Raw genomic sequence first — 17160 nt, forward strand, 5'->3', positions numbered from 1 at the left:
TTCTGCCCTTGCCTACCGATCAGGAGCTTTGGAAATCGCCTATCCGTCTCATCTGATTACCCAGCCCAAGAGCGCAAAGGCACGGAAAGAGCAGAGGGCAAGATAAAAGGGGGCGGCACTTCGTTGGCCCGAAAAGCAGTCTGCACGGGGGTTGGCGGCGACACAGCGCCGGAATAGTCAAGTGCCGAAATCGTGTTCACCCAGCAGTTGTACTGGCGATGAAACGTGCCTGATACGCCGTACTGCGATCAACTTGGAGGAGTCTAAACATGAGCAAGGGCAGTCGTCAGGACGATGAATTGCGCTTTCGCCCGCAGCCGGGCAAGCCGCAACAACGCGGCCAACCCTTCGTCAACCAGGTACTGCGGCAGGCCAACAAGGCGGGCACCGGCAAGCCAGGCAAGGCAGGTCACCAGCCCGGCGCTCGCCTCGGCCGTGGGCATGTCGTCGCTCGCCTCAGCGCGCAGCAACTGCCGACCAACGCCCGCCGCGTCACCATCAAGACGCGCTTGGTGAACCTGCGCCAGGCGGGCAAACGCTCGACGCTCAGCCACCTGCGCTATATCGAGCGCGACGGCGTCAGTCGCGAGGGTGAGCCGGGCCAGGGCTACGGCCCCCTAACCGACCAAGCCGACCTCAACGCATTCGAGGAGCGCGGCCGGGATGACCGCCACCAGTTTCGCTTCATCGTCTCGCCCGAGGATGCCGAGCAACTCGACGACCTACGCACCTATACCCGCCACCTGATGAACCGGATGGAAGCCGACCTCGGCACCCGCCTCGACTGGGTGGCGGTCGACCACTGGAACACCGACAACCCGCACACCCATATCGTCCTGCGCGGCAAGGACGACACCGGCAAGGATCTGGTGATCGCCCGCGACTACATCGCCGAGGGCATGCGCAACCGCGCCTCGGATCTGGCCACCGAATGGCTGGGGCTGCGCACCGAGCTGGAGATCCAGCAGAGCCTGCAGCGCGAGGTACAGCAGGAGCGTTTCACCAGCCTGGATCGCACCCTGTTACGCGAACGCAAAGCCGGCGTGCTCAGCCTGAAGGGACTCGCCAACCATCCACGTCGGCAACTACTGATCGGCCGCCTGCAGCAATTGCAGAAGCTTGAGCTGGCTTATGAAGTTCGGCCAGGACAATGGATCCTGCGTGACGACGCCGAGGCCACTCTGCGTGCCATGGGTGAGCGCGGCGATATCGTGCGCACGATGCAGCGTGCCATGGGTAGCGTGCAGCGAGAGCTGGCGGTATTCGAGCCGGGCAAGGATGGTTCTGTTGTGGTTGGTAGGATCGTAGCCAAAGGCCTAGCCGACGAGCTACACGACCGCGGTTATCTGGTGGTCGATGGCCTCGACGGCAAGGCGCATTACCTGGCCCTGCCTGCCCACGCTGAACTGGCCAACTACCCCATCGGCGGCCTGGTGGAAACACGCAGTCCGAGCGAACCACGCGCGGTGGATCGGTCGATTGTTTCTGTGGCTTCGAACGGCCTTTATCGCACCGATCACCACCTGGCCCTGGCACGCTCGCAGTCGAGCGACGGGCATGACATCGAGGCATTGGTCGAGCGCCATGTACGGCGTCTGGAAGCCCTGCGCCGGGCCGGTATCGTCGAGCGGTTGGCCGAGGGTGTCTGGCGGGTGCCGGCCGACCTGCCCGAGCAAGGCCGGCAGCATGATGCTCGCCGCCTGGGCGATGTCGCCGTCGAGCTGCGCACACCGCTGCCCCTCGAGCAGCAGGTACGCGCCGTCGGCGCGACCTGGCTGGACCAACAGCTGATCGGCGGCAACCGCGAGCTGGTCGACAAGGGCTTCGGCAAGGAGGTGCGTGAAGCGTTGCGACAGCGTACCGACTTCCTGGTGGAACTGGGGCTGGCCGAACGCCAAGGCCAACGCGTGGCGCTCTCACGCAACCTGCTGGCCACCCTGCGAGGACGGGAGCTGGCCGCAACGGCGCGCGAGATCTCGGCGCAGACGGGCATGCAGTATCGCCCGGTAGTCGAGGGCCAGCGCGTCAGTGGGATCTACCGGCGCAGCGTGCAGTTGGCCAGCGGCCGTTATGCCCTGCTCGACGATGGCATCGGCTTCAGCCTGGTGCCGTGGAAGCCGGTGATCGAGCAGAGGCTCGGGCAGAGCGTGTCGGCGGTGATTCAGGGCAACAGCGTGTCCTGGCAACTGGGTCGCCAGCGCGGGCCGTCGATTGGTTGAGCAACAGGCGCCGGGGCTTATACCAGCGCCGGCTCCTGTTGCAGCCACTGCTCGAAGTCGCGGTTCTGCGGCATACCTTCCTTGGCTGCGTAGTAGACCAGCCGCAGGTGGCGATCCTCGTCGATGGTCAGCGTGGTGTGTTCGAACACCACCTGGCCGACCGAATCGATCTTCAGGTGACGGATCCCCTGGCACGGGCCATGGATATCTTGCTGTCGCCACCACTCTCTGAAATCCGGCGAGGCCTTCTCCAGATCCTTCACCAGCGCGGCGATATCTGGATCCTGGGTCGCCCGCACGAAGTCACGGCGGAAGCTGGAGAGTATCTGCAGCGCCTGCTCATCCCAAGGGTTAAAGAGCTCGCGCATGGCCGAGCTGGTGAACAGCATCCACAACAGGTTGCGGCGGTCCGCCGGCAGCGCGGAGAAACCGAACACCCGATCTGCAGCGGCGTTCCAGGCCAGCACATCCCAACGCAGGTTGAGCACATAAGCCGGACGTGACGGCAGATCCCCCATCAGGCGATGAATCAGCGCCGGCACCGTGCACCAGGTCTTCCCTGGCTCTGGCGGGAGGCGCTGGTGAGCGAGCAGGAACAGGTGACGACGCTCGGTGGCATCCAGCTTGAGCGTGCGCGAAAGGTTGTCGAGGAAGGTCGCGGAAACGCTGATGTCCCGGCCCTGCTCAAGCCAGGTGTACCAGGACAAACCCACCCCGGCCAGGGCCGCGACCTCCTCGCGACGCAGCCCCGGCGTGCGCCGTCGACTGCCGGCGGGCAGACCCACCTCCTCCGGCGAAATTCGTTCGCGGCGACTACGCAGGAATTCGGCCAGCTCTACCCGAGTGCGTTCAGCTGTGCGAGGCGCGCTCATCCGGTTACCTCCAGTACTAGGATAAACAGTCAAATTGTAACCCCTATAAATCCCGAGAAGAATAGCCCGACCTGGCCGCAATTACCCGAGCCAGGGCTCTCGCTTGATGAGGAACCACACAGAGACGTGTCATCAACTCGCTAAGGAGATAAACGGATGTACCAAGCACTTCTTCGGGAACAACTGGAGACATTGAAGTCCTCCAACCAGTACCGCACCTTCACCACCCTCAGCCGCATCTGCGGCCAGTACCCGCTGGCCAAACTGGATGGCCGTGAGCAAGAACCGGTGGTGGTCTGGTGCAGCAACGACTACCTCGGGATGTCGCAACATCCTGCAGTGCGCGAACAGATGCACGATGCGTTGGAGACCTACGGAGCGGGCTCCGGCGGATCGCGTAATATCGGCGGTTCGCACGAGGTGTATTCCAGTCTGGAAGCAAGCCTGGCTGACTGGCACAGCAAGGAAGCGGCGCTGGTCTTCCCCACCGGCTTCGGCTCCAATGACGCCACCCTCCAGTGCCTGCTGCGGCGCATCCCCGACTGCGTGGTGATCAGCGATGAGCTGAACCACGCCTCCATCGTCAACGGCATTCGTTCCACGCCCAACGAGCGCAAGATCTTCCGCCATAACGACGTCGAGCATCTGGAGCAGATTCTCGCCAGCTACCCGCTGGGTCAGCCGAAGATTGTGGTGTTCGAGTCGATCTACTCGATGGATGGGGACATCGCCCCAATCGCCGAAATCGTTGCGATCGCCAAGCGCTACAACGCCCTCACCTACCTCGACGAGGTGCATGCGGTGGGCATGTACGGCCCACGTGGCGCCGGTATCGCCACCGAGCTGGGCGTGGCCGATCAGGTGGACATCATTCAGGGCACCATGGCCAAGGCCATTGGTGTGATCGGCGGATACATCGCCTCGACCCAGGTGATCGTCGATGCAGTACGCTCCTTCGCCACCGGTTTCATATTCACCACCTCACTGCCGCCGGCGATCACCGCAGGCTGTCTGGCCAGCGTCGAGCACCTCAAGGCCAGCCGCTTCGAGCGTGATCGCCTGCATACCCAGACCTCCAAGCTGCGCGAGCGCCTCAAGCACCATGACGTGCCGGTGATGCCCTGCTCGCAGACCCACGTGCTGCCAGTGCTGGTAGGCGAGGCCAAGCGCTGCAAGGTGGCGGCCGAGCGCCTGCTGCACAGCCATGGCGTGTACCTACAGCCGATCAACTACCCCTCGGTACCGGTGGGCACCGAGCGCTTCCGGGTCAACGCGACGCCGAACCACAGCGATGCGCAGATCGAGCACCTGGCCGTGTCGCTGCGCGAGACCTTCGACTACTTCAGCATCCCGCTGGCGTCCCGGGTGTTTGCTGCGGAGGTGGCCTGAGATGGAACAGTCCTTCCTCACCGTGCGTCCGGCGACCCAGGCCGACCTGGCCAGTTTGGTGGAACTGCGTGCGTATCTGCTGGACGGCACCAACGCCAGCTATTCGAGCAAGACACCGGAGGACGCGGCACGCTGGCGGGCAGCCTACCGCATCTGGCTGAGCTGTCGCCTGAACGACAGTGACTGCGTGCAGATCCTCGCCGCCGAGCACAAGGAATCCGGCCAGGTGCTGGGCTGCGCGACGGCCATCATCGACCAGCGCGCGCCGGCGCCGGGCTGCCTCAACGGCCTATCCGGCTGGGTGCAATCGGTGGTGGTGGAGCCGCAGTGGCGGGGCCGCGGCATCGCCCGGCAGTTGATGCAGCACCTGCTGCGCTGGTTCGCCAACCGCGGCGTCGGCTGCGTGGTGCTGCAGAGCACCGAGGCTGCCGGCACGCTTTACCAGGCCCTGGGCTTCGCCGTCAGCGACGAGCGCCTGCTGATTCGTCAGGAGGCCTCGGCATGAAGATCCTGATCATCGGCCTGGGCTATGCCGGCAACCGTTACCGCCGCGCCTTCGAGCATATCGCCACGAGCACCGGACTACCGTTGTCGCAGGCCTATGTCGGGCGCCGGCAAAAAGTGACCGATATCCCCTACTTCGGCAGTGTTAAACATGCGCTGGATGCCTTTGCGCCGGACATCGTTGTAGTCAGCGCCAACGACCACAGCCATGCGTCCGTGCTCAAGCAGTTAGCCGGCTACCGGGGCTTCGTACTCTGCGAGAAGCCATTGACCACACCGGGTGACGATCTTGGCGAGTTACTTGGCGCACTGGATCAGGTCAACGGCTTTGCTCTGGATCTGGTGGAACGCTACTCGGATGCAACCCGGCAGTTGCGCGAGTGGGTCGCACGTCACGACTGGCAGTTGGTGCGTGCCAGCTTCCACTGGGGCAAGGATCGCATCAATGACTACCGCCCCACCTGCGGCGTGACCAGCGAGGTGATCCACGCCTTGGACCTGCTCGGCTGGATCTGCCCGCGCGCCGGCCAACTCCAACTCAACGGTGTGCAAGGTGTGCGTTCGGACTTCTCGATCTGCGGCCCAGCGGTGCTCGATACCGTTCAGCTCAACGCCAGCATGGGCGAGGCGCGGGTCACCGGCTACGCCAGCTTCGTCAACATCGTGCGCCAACGTACCGTGGATTTCAGCTTCGTCGACCGCGATGCACGGTTGATCCATGCGCGCCTGGTGTTCGACACGCCTCGCTGGGATCACGACCAGTTGCGCATCTGGACGCGCGGTGCCAACGGCGCAGAGGAGCTGTTGCACGAGCTCGCCATCGCCCCCGACGAACCTGGCCTGGACACCCTGCACAAGCTCTCGCGGCTATGCCGGCAGGTGATGCGCGCCGTGGCGCTCAAGGAGCCGCCCCGCCAACCCTTTGCCGACCTCGACACTGCCGTGGCGCTGCAGCGCCTGCTCAACGACCTAGAAACCCACGCCCAAACCCCAGCACCGGCGCGCTACGTCCATGGTGAAACGCGCGTGCTGCTGGCCGAGGACAGCGACCTGGAAAGCCTCGGGTAACCCAATCTCAAGGAGAACGACTATGTGTGGAATCGCTGGATGGCTGTCCTACAGCCAGAACCTGGAAACGCAACGCGACACCCTGCAACGCATGACCGACACCATGGCCCTGCGCGGGCCGGATGCGGGCGGCCTGTGGATTGACGGCCCGGCCGGTCTGGGCCATCGGCGCCTGTCGATCATCGACCTGGAGGGCGGTCGCCAGCCGATGACCGCCCTGCACGGTGGCCCGCGTGAGGTCGCCGCTATTACCTACAGCGGCGAGGTCTACAACTTTCGCGAGCTGCGCACCGAGCTGCAGCGACTCGGTCACCGCTTCGAGACCCGCAGCGACACCGAGGTGGTGCTGCGCGCCTATCTCGAATGGGGCGAGGCCTTTGTCGAACGGCTAAACGGCATGTATGCCTTCGCTATCTGGGACCTGCGTTCGCAGGAGCTGCTGCTAATACGCGACCGTATGGGCGTCAAGCCTCTGTATTATTTCCCCACCTCAGACGGTGTGGTGTTCGGTTCAGAGCCTAAGGCACTGCTGGCCAACCCGTTGGTACCGCGCAAGGTGCGCGCCGATGGTCTTCGCGAAATCCTTGAGATGGTGAAGACACCAGGCCATGCCGTGTTCGACGGCATGCGTGAGGTGATGCCTGGCGAGATCGTGCGCATCAACCGCCAGGGCCTGGGCCGCCGCCACTACTGGAAGCTGGAAGCGCGCGAGCACGAGCACACGCTGGACGAGACCATCCGCCACACCCGCGATCTGCTGGAGGATATCGTCGACCGCCAGATCATCGCCGACGTGCCACTGTGCAGCCTGCTCTCCGGCGGGCTTGATTCCTCGATCATCACCGCGCTGGCGTCGAAGAAGCTGCTCGCTGCCGGGAAAGAGAACATCCGCTCCTTCTCTCTCGACTTCGTCGACCACGGCAGTGGCTTCACCGGTGATGCCGTGCGCGGCACGCCGGATGCGCCCTTCGTGCGCGACCTGGTTGAGAAGATCCATTCCAGCCACCAGGAGATCATCCTCGACAGCCACGAACTGGCCGACCCGGCGTTGCGCACGCAGGTCGTCCGCGTCCTCGACCTGCCTCCCGCCTTCTGGGGCGACATGTGGCCATCGCTCTATCGCCTGTTCCAGGAGGTGCGTAAGCACTCGACCGTGGCACTGTCCGGCGAGAGTGCGGACGAGGTGTTCGGCGGCTACCGCTGGTTCCACGACCCGGAGGCGATCCAGGCCGACACCTTCCCCTGGCTGACCTCGGTCACCGGCAAGTACTTTGACGGCAAGACCCTGTTCGACCCGGGTCTGCTGGCCCAACTAGACATGCAGACTTTCCTGCGTGACAGCTACTCCCAGGCCATCGCAGAGGCGCCAGCACTGCCAGGCGAGAGCGCGGTCGACCAGCGCATGCGGCAGATGAGCTACGTCAATCTGACCCGCTTCGTGCAGACCCTGCTGGATCGCAAGGATCGTATGAGCATGGCTGTCGGCCTCGAGGTCCGAGTGCCCTTCTGCGACCACCGCCTGGTCGAGTACGCCTTCAATATCCCTTGGGCAATGAAGGCCTTCGACGGTCGGGAGAAAAGCATCCTGCGCGCGGCGACCCGCGACCTGTTGCCGGAGTCGATCAGCGAGCGAGTCAAGAGCCCCTATCCGTCAACCCAGGACCCGGCCTACGAGCAGGCGCTGCGTGATGCCCTGGCCGCCATCCAGGCGGATCGCAACGCGCCGGTGACGCCCCTGCTCGACAGCGGCCGTATCCAGCAAACCCTGGCCAAGCCGCTCGGCAGTGTCTCGCCCATGTACGAGCGCATGGGCATGGAGCTGGCAGTCGGCCTCAACACCTGGCTGAGCGAATACGACGTCAGCCTCGAACTCTAGTCCCCAACCGGATGTGGCCCCCGGTGCGGGGCCGCATTCCTTCGCTGTACCACCTACGCGTTCCTGCAACGCAAACGAGTCCGAGCATGCACACACACAACCAATCCCCAATCTACTTGATAGCGCTGGGGGCCTTTGCCCTCGGCATGGCCTCCTATGTAACCGCCGGGTTGATCCCGATGATCGAGGCCTCGTTCGCAGTCTCCGTTGCGGTGGCCGCCCAACTGGTCACCGCCTTCACCCTGGCCTATGGCCTGGGTTCACCGATCTTCGTCGCCCTGACGCCGGCGCATCGCCAACGCGCCGGCATGCTGCTGGCTCTAGGCCTGTTCGTGATCGCCAATGCCGCCAGCGCGCTGGCCGAGAGTTTCACCACGCTGATGGTCTGGCGCGCCATCGCGGGCATCGGTGCCGGCGTCTACCTGGCCATGGGCATCGGCGCCTCGGCCGCCGTATCCACGCCGGAGCACCGCGGCAAAGCCATCGCCATCATCATGGGCGGCATGGCCAGCGGCGTGGTGCTGGGCGTGCCGCTCAGCCTGCTGATTGCCGAACAGCTGGGCTGGCAGGCCGCCCTGTGGCTGGTAACCCTGCTCGGCCTGGTGGCCTTCCTCGGCCTGCTGCTGAAGCTCCCGGCCCTGCCGGCGGCTACCGCCACCACGCTGGGCCAGAAGCTTGCGATTCTCGGCGACGGCCATGTGCTGGTCATCCTGCTGGTGTCGCTGCTGGCCGCCATCGCCAGTCTGGGCATGTACACCTTCATTGCCCCGCTACTGGCTGACCCTGCCTACGGCTCGGTGCGCTCGGTCACCCCCTATCTGTGGGTCTGGGGTATCGGCGGCGTACTGGGCAGCTTCCTGATTGGCCCACTGGTGGATCGCATCAAGGGGCCGGTACTGACCTTCGCCATCATGCTGATCCTCGCTGCATCGCTGTTCGTGCTACCGCTGACGGCCGCCCTCAGCACCTGGCTGGTGATGCTACCTATCGCCCTGTGGGGTGCGGTCGGCTGGGCACTGCAGGTGCCGCAGAACAATGAACTGATCCTGGCGCGCCAGGCCCAGGGCGACGGCAACCTGGCCATCGCCCTGAATGAGTCAGCGCTCTACCTGGGCAGTGCCATCGGCGCCGCGGCTGGCGGCTTCGTGCTGCTGTTGCAGATGCCCACCTGGACCCTAGCCGCCAGTGCAGGTGGTGTCGCCGCACTGGGCGCCTTACTACAGATCATTAACCTGCGTCGCAAGCCTAACTGGAACGGCGACGTGCAAGCCGAACCGTACAACTGACGGAGGAAAGGCTGTGGAATTGCGCCACCTTCGCTGTTTCATCGCCGTCGCAGAAGAACTGCATTTCGCCCGTGCTGCCGCGCGCCTGCATATCGAACAGTCGCCCCTGTCGCGGATCATCAAGGAGTTGGAGTACCGCCTGGGCGTACAGCTGTTCGAGCGCACCACACGGCGTACACGCCTGACCTGGGCCGGCAAGGTCCTCTTGGATGAGGCGCGCCGGGTGCTGGCCGTGGTCGACCAGGCCAAGGCCAGCGTCAAGAGTGCGGCTGCCGGCTACCGCGGCCGGATACGCGTTGCGCTATCCGATGGTATTCCCCAGACCCGCCTGGCCTCCTTGCTCGCCCAGTGCCGCGAGGAAGAACCGGAGGTCGAAATCTGCCTGTCGGAGGTCACCTTCAGCGAACAGGTCAGGGGCCTGAACGACGACCTCTTTGACATCGGGCTAGCTCAGTCCGACGAGGTGGGTGATGGGCTGGTGGCTGAACCGGTCTGGTTCGATCCGTTGGTGGTGACGGTACCCTCTCGCCACCCGCTGCTGAGCTATCGGCGTGTGCCGCTTGAGGAGGTGGTGCGCTATCCGCTGGTGCTCTGCGATCCGGAAGTCTGCGAAGGATTCTGGCGGCAACTACAGCGGGTGCTGGGCACCGTGGATACACGGCTGACCATCGCAGACCGCGTCCCCACCTTGGACCTGATGATGGCTCTGGTAGCGGCGGGTTACGGATTGGGGTTCTCCAGCATGGCGCGTATTAGCGAACTCAACAATCCAGACGTTGTGGCCCGCCCGCTAGACGGCTGCGCAACCATGCTGACCACTTACTTAATAAGGCGCGAAGGCGAACCGACCGAGCAAATGGCCCGTTTTATCGGGCGGGTGAGTCCGGCGGAAAGCCAGGTGCTGCTGCCCGATCACGCATCACAGAAGGAGATCGCTTGATGAAGAAAATATCGTTTTTGCTGACTGCCGTGCTGTTGAGTGCATGCGAAAAGCCGATGCCGTTTGAGTCGGCAGAAGCGCTTGCAGAGAATCCCGAACGGCTCAAGGAACTGCGACTGCAGTGCCGGGACAATCGAGCAGAGTTGGGTGAGGCCCAGTGCAACGCAGTCAGCGATGCCCAGCGCATACGTTTTATGGGCAAAGGCACCACCTACACCCCCCACCCCGTCCAGTTCTTCACCTCGGACACTGACAATGGACGCTAGGGGCGGCGCCAGTGAAATAGCCACTGTTAATCTGCAGACTCAAATATGCTATATTTTGACCTAAAGATTAAATCGAGGGCTCCCCATGACAGCTGCCGCTATCCAAACTCAGGACTTCTCGAAAACCCAGTGCGCAGCCGGCCTGCGTGCCGCTCTGAACATTCTGGACAAGTGGAAGGCCACCTGCGAGCAGGCTTGCCGGGTGCTGCGGATTTCCCGCAGCACCTACACCCGAGCCAGTCAGAAGGATTCGGCATGGGCGGTAAGCCTGGACTCCGATCAGATGCAGCGCATCAGTCTTGTGCTGAACATCCACGCAGCGCTGCGCGTTGTGTTCGACAACCCCGAGAACGTCTACGGCTTCCCCACGATGGAGAACCACAATGAGTTCTTCAACGGCCGCAAGCCGCTCGACATCATGGCGCAGGGCGACATGATCTCGCTGTACGAGACATTCCGGCGGATCGACGCGCTACGAGGTGCCCAGTGGTAATGCTCGGAGACCTTCCCGTGCTGGAAGGTGAAAGTCTGCAAGCATACCGTTTGGTCAACTCCAAGTTTCCGCCCATTGCCCTGTTCGATGATGTCGCCGACGCCGAGGACTTCGAAGCTCTTTATCAGATCCAGACGCTAACCAATCCACGGCTGCAGAACGAGATTGGTCGCCTGGAGCTGATTCCGCGTGACCAGATTCCGTTCGGCATCCCTGGCTGCTCGTATGCGACAGCACCCTTCACCCACGTCAATCCAGCCGGCTCGCGCTTCAGCAATGGCAACTTCGGCGTGCTCTACCTGGCCGACAGAATGGATACCGCGATTGCCGAGGTGCGTCATTACCAGGAACACTACTGGTCGAATGTGCCGGAGCTCAACTATGAGCGTTTCGTCTTCAGAGGGCTGACCGCCAGCTTCAGCGACAGCGGGATGAGAGACGCCACCGCACTGCCGCTTTCAGACGCCATCTATGCGCCGGACGATTACGCACACTCGAATCGATTGGGAAGCGAAGTGAAACGAGCGGGATACCCAGGCCTGCGCTACCACTCGGTTCGATCTCCCGGCAACATCTGTTGGGCGCTGATGACCCCGCGACCTGTTACCTCGATCATCCAGAACGCTCATTTTGAAATGATCTGGAGCGGGCAAGTTATCAGCGTCAATCAGATCACAACAGTTCTAGCCCCGTAGCTGAAAGCGGACTAAACAGTCCTAGCCCGCCTCTGTAAGCAATCATAATCCGCTGAAATCGGCTCATAGCAGCCAGTGAAAATAGGCAGAAACCGGCCAAAAGCGGTCGTTTCTCATGGAGCTGCTTCCGGTCGGAACAGTCATCCGAATACTCTACGAACCCGAGTACCGTTGAGGCTGATTGAGGCGTCGCGCTTTACCAAGGCTATTTGCTACCATCAGGAAAATTGATAATCGCACGGAACGGATGCCTCATGTCCCCCATCACTAGCTTACATTTCACAGATCCTGCTGCTGCAAAAAATATCCAGCTTTTATATAAACGCTCTGAACTGACTCCTTTCTTTGGCGCGGGTCTTACAAAAGATTGCAAAAGCTACAAAGGCACAGTGCCCAACGCAGAAGCACTGATGGAAGGAATAAAAAATATTTGCATCCAAAACTGTACAGAGGAAGCACTGATCCCCCAAATCAAAAGCATCAACAAACTCAAAACCGCTTTTTCCATGGTCGCTCGGCCCGAACTTTTTCCAAGTACATCAGCGACTAGATATTTTGAGTCGCTATTCTCAAAAGTCAAACTGACTGAAAGCAAAAAGAAAGTCATAGACCTCGACTGGCCAAATATTTTCACATTTAATATTGATGATGCTATCGAGAGTTATGCGCCGAAGTATTTTAAAGTACTGCCTCACAAGCCGATTACGTACGAAAGCCTTACTACTCGTAAGTCTCTGTTCAAGATACATGGCGACATAACCGAATACTGCGCCCATCCTGACACGAAGCTGATTTTCACTTGGCATGACTATACGGATAGTGTCACTAGCAATAAGTCAATGCTTACATTTCTCGGAAATCTCGCGAAAAATGGGTCGCTATTATTTATTGGGTGCAGCCTTGACGAGGAAATCGATCTTCAGCTTCTATCACACAAATATAGCTTCTCCAATTCAATTTTTCTCAAAAAATCAAAACCCACCTTGATTGATGAAATGACATTGAGTAGTTATGGTATATCAAATGTAATTTACTTTGATGAGTACGATCAAATATACGAATGGCTCTATGACACACTCGCGCAAGTAGAAATAGAGTCACGAGTGAAAAACTTGAACATCGTTGAGACACCTGGCAGTGAAATACTGAAGCACATCGCAAATGGAGGGCCAGTAATCAAGTTCAGTGAAGACGAGCTTGAAGCAAGTATTCCGCCATGCCTAGTTCAGCGAACCGCTTTAGGTAGTGCCAGACTCCCGCTTACAAAAAATAACATTAGCATCATTACGGGCCGAAGGTTTTCAGGAAAAACAAATCTACTCCTACAGGTATACTTGGAGCTAAAGGAGTTCAACGTTCATTTTTTTCCATCAACCAGCAGTTATTCTAAGGCTGTAGGTCGTGCAATTAAGGAGTCGAAGGATACCATATTCCTGTTTGACTCTAATAGCTTGAGCCATAACGACTTGTCGGATCTACTGGCATTAAATCTTGAGCCAACCAATAAAATTATTATAGCAATATCAAAATCAGACCTCGAAAACTTCAAGAATATTTTCGATAGAAAACAACAAAAATATTATGAGCTTTCGATTAGTCACTTACTAGACGAGTCAGAGACTCAAGAATACAACATAAATTTAAACCGATTAGGATTGCCAACCATACAGGCAAACGAAAGTCTTCTAGATTTTTCGTACCGCGTCCACACAGAATTCAAAGGCGAAATTGGGCCCTCCAGAATATTTGAAAATCCTTTGGATGACGATGCCATTAAAATTGGATTGCTTTGTGCGGCCTTTGAGAAGGCAACATCTAGTCAAGTGTATGCTGTTAATCCGTACTTGGCCCCGGATGACTTTACCCAAAAATACGAAATACTATTCGACGCCGAACGCGAGATATCAGGACCTGGCAATATAATTTTGAGCAATTCAAAATCATGGCTAATTAATGCAATAAGAGATATAGCCAGACAAGCCCCCGTTAAAATGGTGAATTTAACGGCGGAACTTGTACGAACGCTATACGATGCCGGTCTTAGAGAGGCCGCCAATACAATTATTCGATTTGACAAGCTAAATGATATATTTTCAAGAGATCAATATGGTGCAGCAAATTTAATTCGCAATATTCACAGCGCCCTAAGCGATACATTTGGTGACAGCTCTCACTATTGGTTGCAGATGGCTAAATGTGAACTTATGGCTGGTAAGAGCCAATCCGAAATTGATATAGGGATAAGGCACGCAAAAAAGGTTAGGCTGGACAATGCAAAGCTGAAAAATGAAACTTATTACAGTGCAACGCTAATACTTGCGCAGTTATATGGTAAAAAGTATGACATGACCAAGAACTCTGTCTTGCTTGCTGAAATACTCGAACATTATCTTGAGTCATTTGAAAATCAAAGTAACAATCAATCGTACATTCAAAAAATTATCGTTAAATATAATTTTGGGCGCCGGGATGTTGTAAATCGATCACTTACTGATCTTTTTAATTCTAATGGTGAGTTTGGCTTGATGAATCGAGAAAGAATCCAGAAGCTTAAATCTTATTTGGAGACTCCGCGTCGCTGATGTATTGTTTCATGGGTGCGGAGGTGCCGTAATCAAATGACAAACGCCCGATTAAGTCACTTCCTCATCCAGCCCATAAGGGCGATAGTGCCCACTTAAAATAGTGGATTTCATTGCATCATTTACAGGATAACCATTCTCAGCGCACCAGCATAGACGTCTGTTTCTGGCCGACCTCTGCCGGTCATGACAGGCGGGATCCGGCCAGAAGCGGACAAAGGAGCGGTAAATAAAGCTATCCCCCTTTTCGCTCATTCGAGTACATCTGCGGTTTTGAGCTTAATATGTAAAAGGTGCTGTATCGATGGCAAGGATGATCCCGGACAATGGACCCCGTGGCACCGAGAGCAAAGGTGAGCGAGATCTTTACAGCATCCTCAAAGCGGAGTTGCCGGACGACTACGTTGTCATCCATAGCCTTCCGTGGCTTTCCTCCGCAGTGAGGAAAGTCGACCCTCGGGCAAAACCAACCGGGGAGATTGACTTCTTGATCATCCATCCGGAGAAAGGGCTGCTCGTGCTAGAAGTGAAGAGCGGCAAATATAGTGTCAAAAACAACGCGTTTGTACATCTCAAGAATCATTACTCTATAGATCCCATTGGTCAGACTCGCAACAACGTGCATGGGATAGCTAGATGGTTGGGGGCGGATCCGACACTGCACCTCCTGATCGGCTACGGATTTATTTTCCCGGACTCCGATTTCGCAGGAAAGGCAATCGCGCCTGGCATGTACGACACGACATCTGGCCCCCAACAACCGCTCTACATCGACTATCGCGAGATGCCGAACGTTACGCAGCGGGTCATCGACTTGATGGACTACTGGAAAGCCGCTTTGGGTAACTCGGATTTGGGGGAATCTCGCGCCGCTCGCGTCATTGAATACCTCACGCCAGAAATCGACGGCAGACGGGGCTGGGCCAGCCGCATCATCTTCGACAACAAGCAGTGGCTCCAGCTAACCGGGGAGCAGAGCACAGTTGTCAACAGAGTACTTGAGAACCAAACGTCGCTCGTGACCGGCTGGCCCGGAACCGGTAAAACACTAATCGTGATCGAAACCGCCCGGCGACTGGCCTCCCAGAAACAAAAGGTGCTGGTGGTTTCGTTTAACAACAAGCTCACGGAGTATGTCCGCACCCAGCTTGTTGATTCAAAAGGCTGCGATGTAGTGACCTGGCATGGTCTATGTGGCCAGGCGCGCAACGCTCTGGGCCGCACCAGTGAACCAGGTAAAGAAGACGAATGGTATAGGCAGCAATGCGCGCTCGATCTGAACGATGCTATTGAGCAAAGGCGTATGGCCGCTTACAGCGCCCTGCTTGTCGACGAGTCTCAGGCCCTCCTCCCATCCTGGTGCGAAACCCTCACTAAATGGTTTCAGGACAAGCCCAAGGCTTTTTTCTGCGACGAGACGCAGGTCTTCCCGTACGAGCATGACAACATCCCGTTGAAAGGCCTCAGCGAGCTGCTTGGTGTAGATTCTTTTCCACTCACCATCATCATGCGGATGCCAAAGGCGGTAACGAGCATACTTGAAGAGGCGGTGCCACCCAAACTCCAGCATTCGACCCCAAGGGTATTGGAGCACGACACCGCCGTCGAAATAATTACCGCAGATCCATGCCTGAAAATATCTCAGATCAGGCAAAAACTGATTGATAGCGGGGTGCGATCTGAGGATATTGTAATATTGATCCCTAGGTTCCTTTCAAGACAGTACATTGAGTATTTGCAAAGAGAGAAACCACGTTGGGAACCAATCACGAAATTTCGTGGTTTAGAAGCGCCTATTGTCTTGATCCTTGGCGCGGAGCTGCTTGATACTGCTGAGTTGTTTAGCGCCTACTCTCGGGCAACTTCAAAATGCATAGCCATTTACGACGCTCTCAACGATAATTGGTCCAGCGATGAGGCCTTTAGAACTCGACTGAAAAGCGTCCCTGAGAACCTTAAAATCTTGGAGGATGAACAGGAGAAACTGCGTATTCATAGCAGAGTGGCGCGCACTACTGACAGAATGTCGCTGAATCTCTCCAGCCTGAACATTTCGTGGGCCGAATCTTGGAAAGCCTGGCTCATAGAAACCGACGAAAAACAGTCACTAGCAGAAATGTGGATCGCTTATCTAGTGCACAAGCTGCCTCAGCCCATTTTTCATTGGGCGAAAGACTCAAAAAGATATTTGAACCTAGCTAAGATAAATTCGTTATCGGTAGACTCTACAGCCCCCCTATATTCGTATTCTTCAAAAGCGCTAGCTTTCGATGCGTGCAAAGAGTGCACCGACCTCACCCCCCACTCTTTCGATAGCAAGCGCAGCTGTGCGCTATGTGACACCAAGGAAATTAGAACGTCCTATCCGGACCAGTCGATCATAGATGAAATCCGGCTTATGGATGCAGTAGTGTCCAATAGATTGGCGAAAAATCGCATTCGTGAACTGCAGCCCGATCTGCCCATCAATATTGCCGCAGCCGCCTCGCTGTTTCGTGCAGAACGAACCAGGATGCGCTCGAATGTACTCAGGGTTCAACTACCAGAGGGTCGCAGATTCTATTTGATCGCGTATATTTTCGTACAGGTAAGAATCACCACTGCCAAACCCGAAGCAGTTCTGGAGGCCAATGCCCTCGCGGATGAACTCTATGATCGCTTCAATGAACTCAAATCCATATCTTCAACCGAGTGGAGGAAATTTTTCGCCAGTGCCATGGGCACGTTCTATTCGAAAGGCTATATGACGAAGATCAGCAAGGGCTTTTACTCGCCAGTGGAGGACGACCATGCGCCCCCTCCACTCGGCTGACCCGATTTCTCCTCTGATTTGAGTAGCGCTCAGCTTTAGAGTCGAGCCTGAGCAGTCAACCCAGAACTGTAAGAAAACTGGCTGGTTGCGACAGGCTGCTTCTGGCCGATTCCCGCCTGATGGTTGGTCGCCACAGGTCATCTACACCATGTCCTACT

13 protein-coding genes are annotated in these 17160 nt (G+C 58.0%); 12 read left to right on the forward strand and 1 reads right to left on the reverse strand.

All coding sequences use genetic code 11. The features are described 5' to 3' along the window. Positions 1-269 precede the first annotated feature (269 nt). Positions 270-2219 carry a DUF3363 domain-containing protein gene (locus ACZ0AV_RS03655; protein WP_499149772.1) on the forward strand — a complete coding sequence of 650 codons (1950 nt, stop codon included), beginning with the start codon at positions 270-272 and terminating at the stop codon, positions 2217-2219. 17 nt (positions 2220-2236) lie between these two features. On the opposite strand, the gene ACZ0AV_RS03660 is transcribed toward ACZ0AV_RS03655, so the two are convergent. Next, a complete protein-coding gene (locus ACZ0AV_RS03660) occupies positions 2237-3091 on the reverse strand; it encodes a helix-turn-helix transcriptional regulator (RefSeq protein ID WP_499149773.1) in 855 nt (284 codons plus the stop codon). A gap of 156 nt (positions 3092-3247) precedes the next feature. On the opposite strand from ACZ0AV_RS03660, the gene hemA reads away from it, so the two are divergent. The 11 genes from hemA (at position 3248) to ACZ0AV_RS03715 (ending at position 17002) form a co-directional block, all read left to right on the forward strand. Continuing rightward, complete coding sequence (gene hemA / locus ACZ0AV_RS03665) at positions 3248-4480, forward strand: 5-aminolevulinate synthase (RefSeq protein WP_499149774.1); 1233 nt, start codon at positions 3248-3250, stop codon at positions 4478-4480. 1 nt (position 4481) lies between these two features. Continuing rightward, positions 4482-4985, forward strand: coding sequence for a GNAT family N-acetyltransferase (locus ACZ0AV_RS03670; RefSeq protein ID WP_499149775.1), 504 nt, complete (start codon positions 4482-4484; stop codon positions 4983-4985). Further along, positions 4982-6052 (forward strand): Gfo/Idh/MocA family oxidoreductase, encoded by a 1071-nt coding sequence (locus ACZ0AV_RS03675; RefSeq protein WP_499149776.1) that lies wholly within the window; start codon positions 4982-4984, stop codon positions 6050-6052. Before ACZ0AV_RS03670 ends, ACZ0AV_RS03675 begins: the two co-directional genes overlap by 4 nt. A gap of 22 nt (positions 6053-6074) precedes the next feature. Further along, positions 6075-7928, forward strand: coding sequence for an asparagine synthase (glutamine-hydrolyzing) (gene asnB, locus ACZ0AV_RS03680; protein WP_499149777.1), 1854 nt, complete (start codon positions 6075-6077; stop codon positions 7926-7928). A gap of 86 nt (positions 7929-8014) precedes the next feature. After that, a complete protein-coding gene (locus tag ACZ0AV_RS03685; protein ID WP_499149778.1) occupies positions 8015-9214 on the forward strand; it encodes an MFS transporter in 1200 nt (399 codons plus the stop codon). 13 nt (positions 9215-9227) lie between these two features. Then, positions 9228-10154, forward strand: a complete 927-nt coding sequence (locus tag ACZ0AV_RS03690) for a LysR family transcriptional regulator (protein ID WP_499149779.1) — start codon at positions 9228-9230, stop codon at positions 10152-10154. Further along, on the forward strand, positions 10154-10420 hold the full coding sequence (locus ACZ0AV_RS03695; RefSeq protein WP_499149780.1) for an EexN family lipoprotein: 267 nt from the start codon (positions 10154-10156) through the stop codon (positions 10418-10420). Before ACZ0AV_RS03690 ends, ACZ0AV_RS03695 begins: the two co-directional genes overlap by 1 nt. A gap of 85 nt (positions 10421-10505) precedes the next feature. Next, positions 10506-10913, forward strand: a complete 408-nt coding sequence (locus tag ACZ0AV_RS03700) for an antitoxin Xre-like helix-turn-helix domain-containing protein (RefSeq protein ID WP_090337728.1) — start codon at positions 10506-10508, stop codon at positions 10911-10913. Further along, entirely contained in the window at positions 10913-11608 is a 696-nt protein-coding gene (locus tag ACZ0AV_RS03705; RefSeq protein WP_499149781.1) for an RES family NAD+ phosphorylase, read from the forward strand. The genes ACZ0AV_RS03700 and ACZ0AV_RS03705 overlap by 1 nt, the downstream gene beginning before the upstream one ends. A gap of 254 nt (positions 11609-11862) precedes the next feature. Then, the gene (locus ACZ0AV_RS03710; protein WP_499149782.1) at positions 11863-14190 is read left to right on the forward strand and encodes an SIR2 family protein; all 2328 of its coding nucleotides are present in this window, start codon (positions 11863-11865) and stop codon (positions 14188-14190) included. Between the two features lie 304 nt (positions 14191-14494). Then, the gene (locus ACZ0AV_RS03715) at positions 14495-17002 is read left to right on the forward strand and encodes an NERD domain-containing protein (RefSeq protein WP_499149783.1); all 2508 of its coding nucleotides are present in this window, start codon (positions 14495-14497) and stop codon (positions 17000-17002) included. Positions 17003-17160 lie beyond the last annotated feature (158 nt).

The organism is Pseudomonas sp. AC532, from assembly GCF_979258965.1.

Coding starts and splice junctions, on each gene's coding strand:
- ACZ0AV_RS03655 (WP_499149772.1), top strand. CDS start 270: ATGAGCAAGGGCAGTCGTCAGGACGATGAATTGCGCTTTCGCCCGCAG.
- ACZ0AV_RS03660 (WP_499149773.1), bottom strand. CDS start 3,091: ATGAGCGCGCCTCGCACAGCTGAACGCACTCGGGTAGAGCTGGCCGAA.
- hemA (WP_499149774.1), top strand. CDS start 3,248: ATGTACCAAGCACTTCTTCGGGAACAACTGGAGACATTGAAGTCCTCC.
- ACZ0AV_RS03670 (WP_499149775.1), top strand. CDS start 4,482: ATGGAACAGTCCTTCCTCACCGTGCGTCCGGCGACCCAGGCCGACCTG.
- ACZ0AV_RS03675 (WP_499149776.1), top strand. CDS start 4,982: ATGAAGATCCTGATCATCGGCCTGGGCTATGCCGGCAACCGTTACCGC.
- asnB (WP_499149777.1), top strand. CDS start 6,075: ATGTGTGGAATCGCTGGATGGCTGTCCTACAGCCAGAACCTGGAAACG.
- ACZ0AV_RS03685 (WP_499149778.1), top strand. CDS start 8,015: ATGCACACACACAACCAATCCCCAATCTACTTGATAGCGCTGGGGGCC.
- ACZ0AV_RS03695 (WP_499149780.1), top strand. CDS start 10,154: ATGAAGAAAATATCGTTTTTGCTGACTGCCGTGCTGTTGAGTGCATGC.
- ACZ0AV_RS03700 (WP_090337728.1), top strand. CDS start 10,506: ATGACAGCTGCCGCTATCCAAACTCAGGACTTCTCGAAAACCCAGTGC.
- ACZ0AV_RS03705 (WP_499149781.1), top strand. CDS start 10,913: ATGCTCGGAGACCTTCCCGTGCTGGAAGGTGAAAGTCTGCAAGCATAC.
- ACZ0AV_RS03710 (WP_499149782.1), top strand. CDS start 11,863: ATGTCCCCCATCACTAGCTTACATTTCACAGATCCTGCTGCTGCAAAA.
- ACZ0AV_RS03715 (WP_499149783.1), top strand. CDS start 14,495: ATGGCAAGGATGATCCCGGACAATGGACCCCGTGGCACCGAGAGCAAA.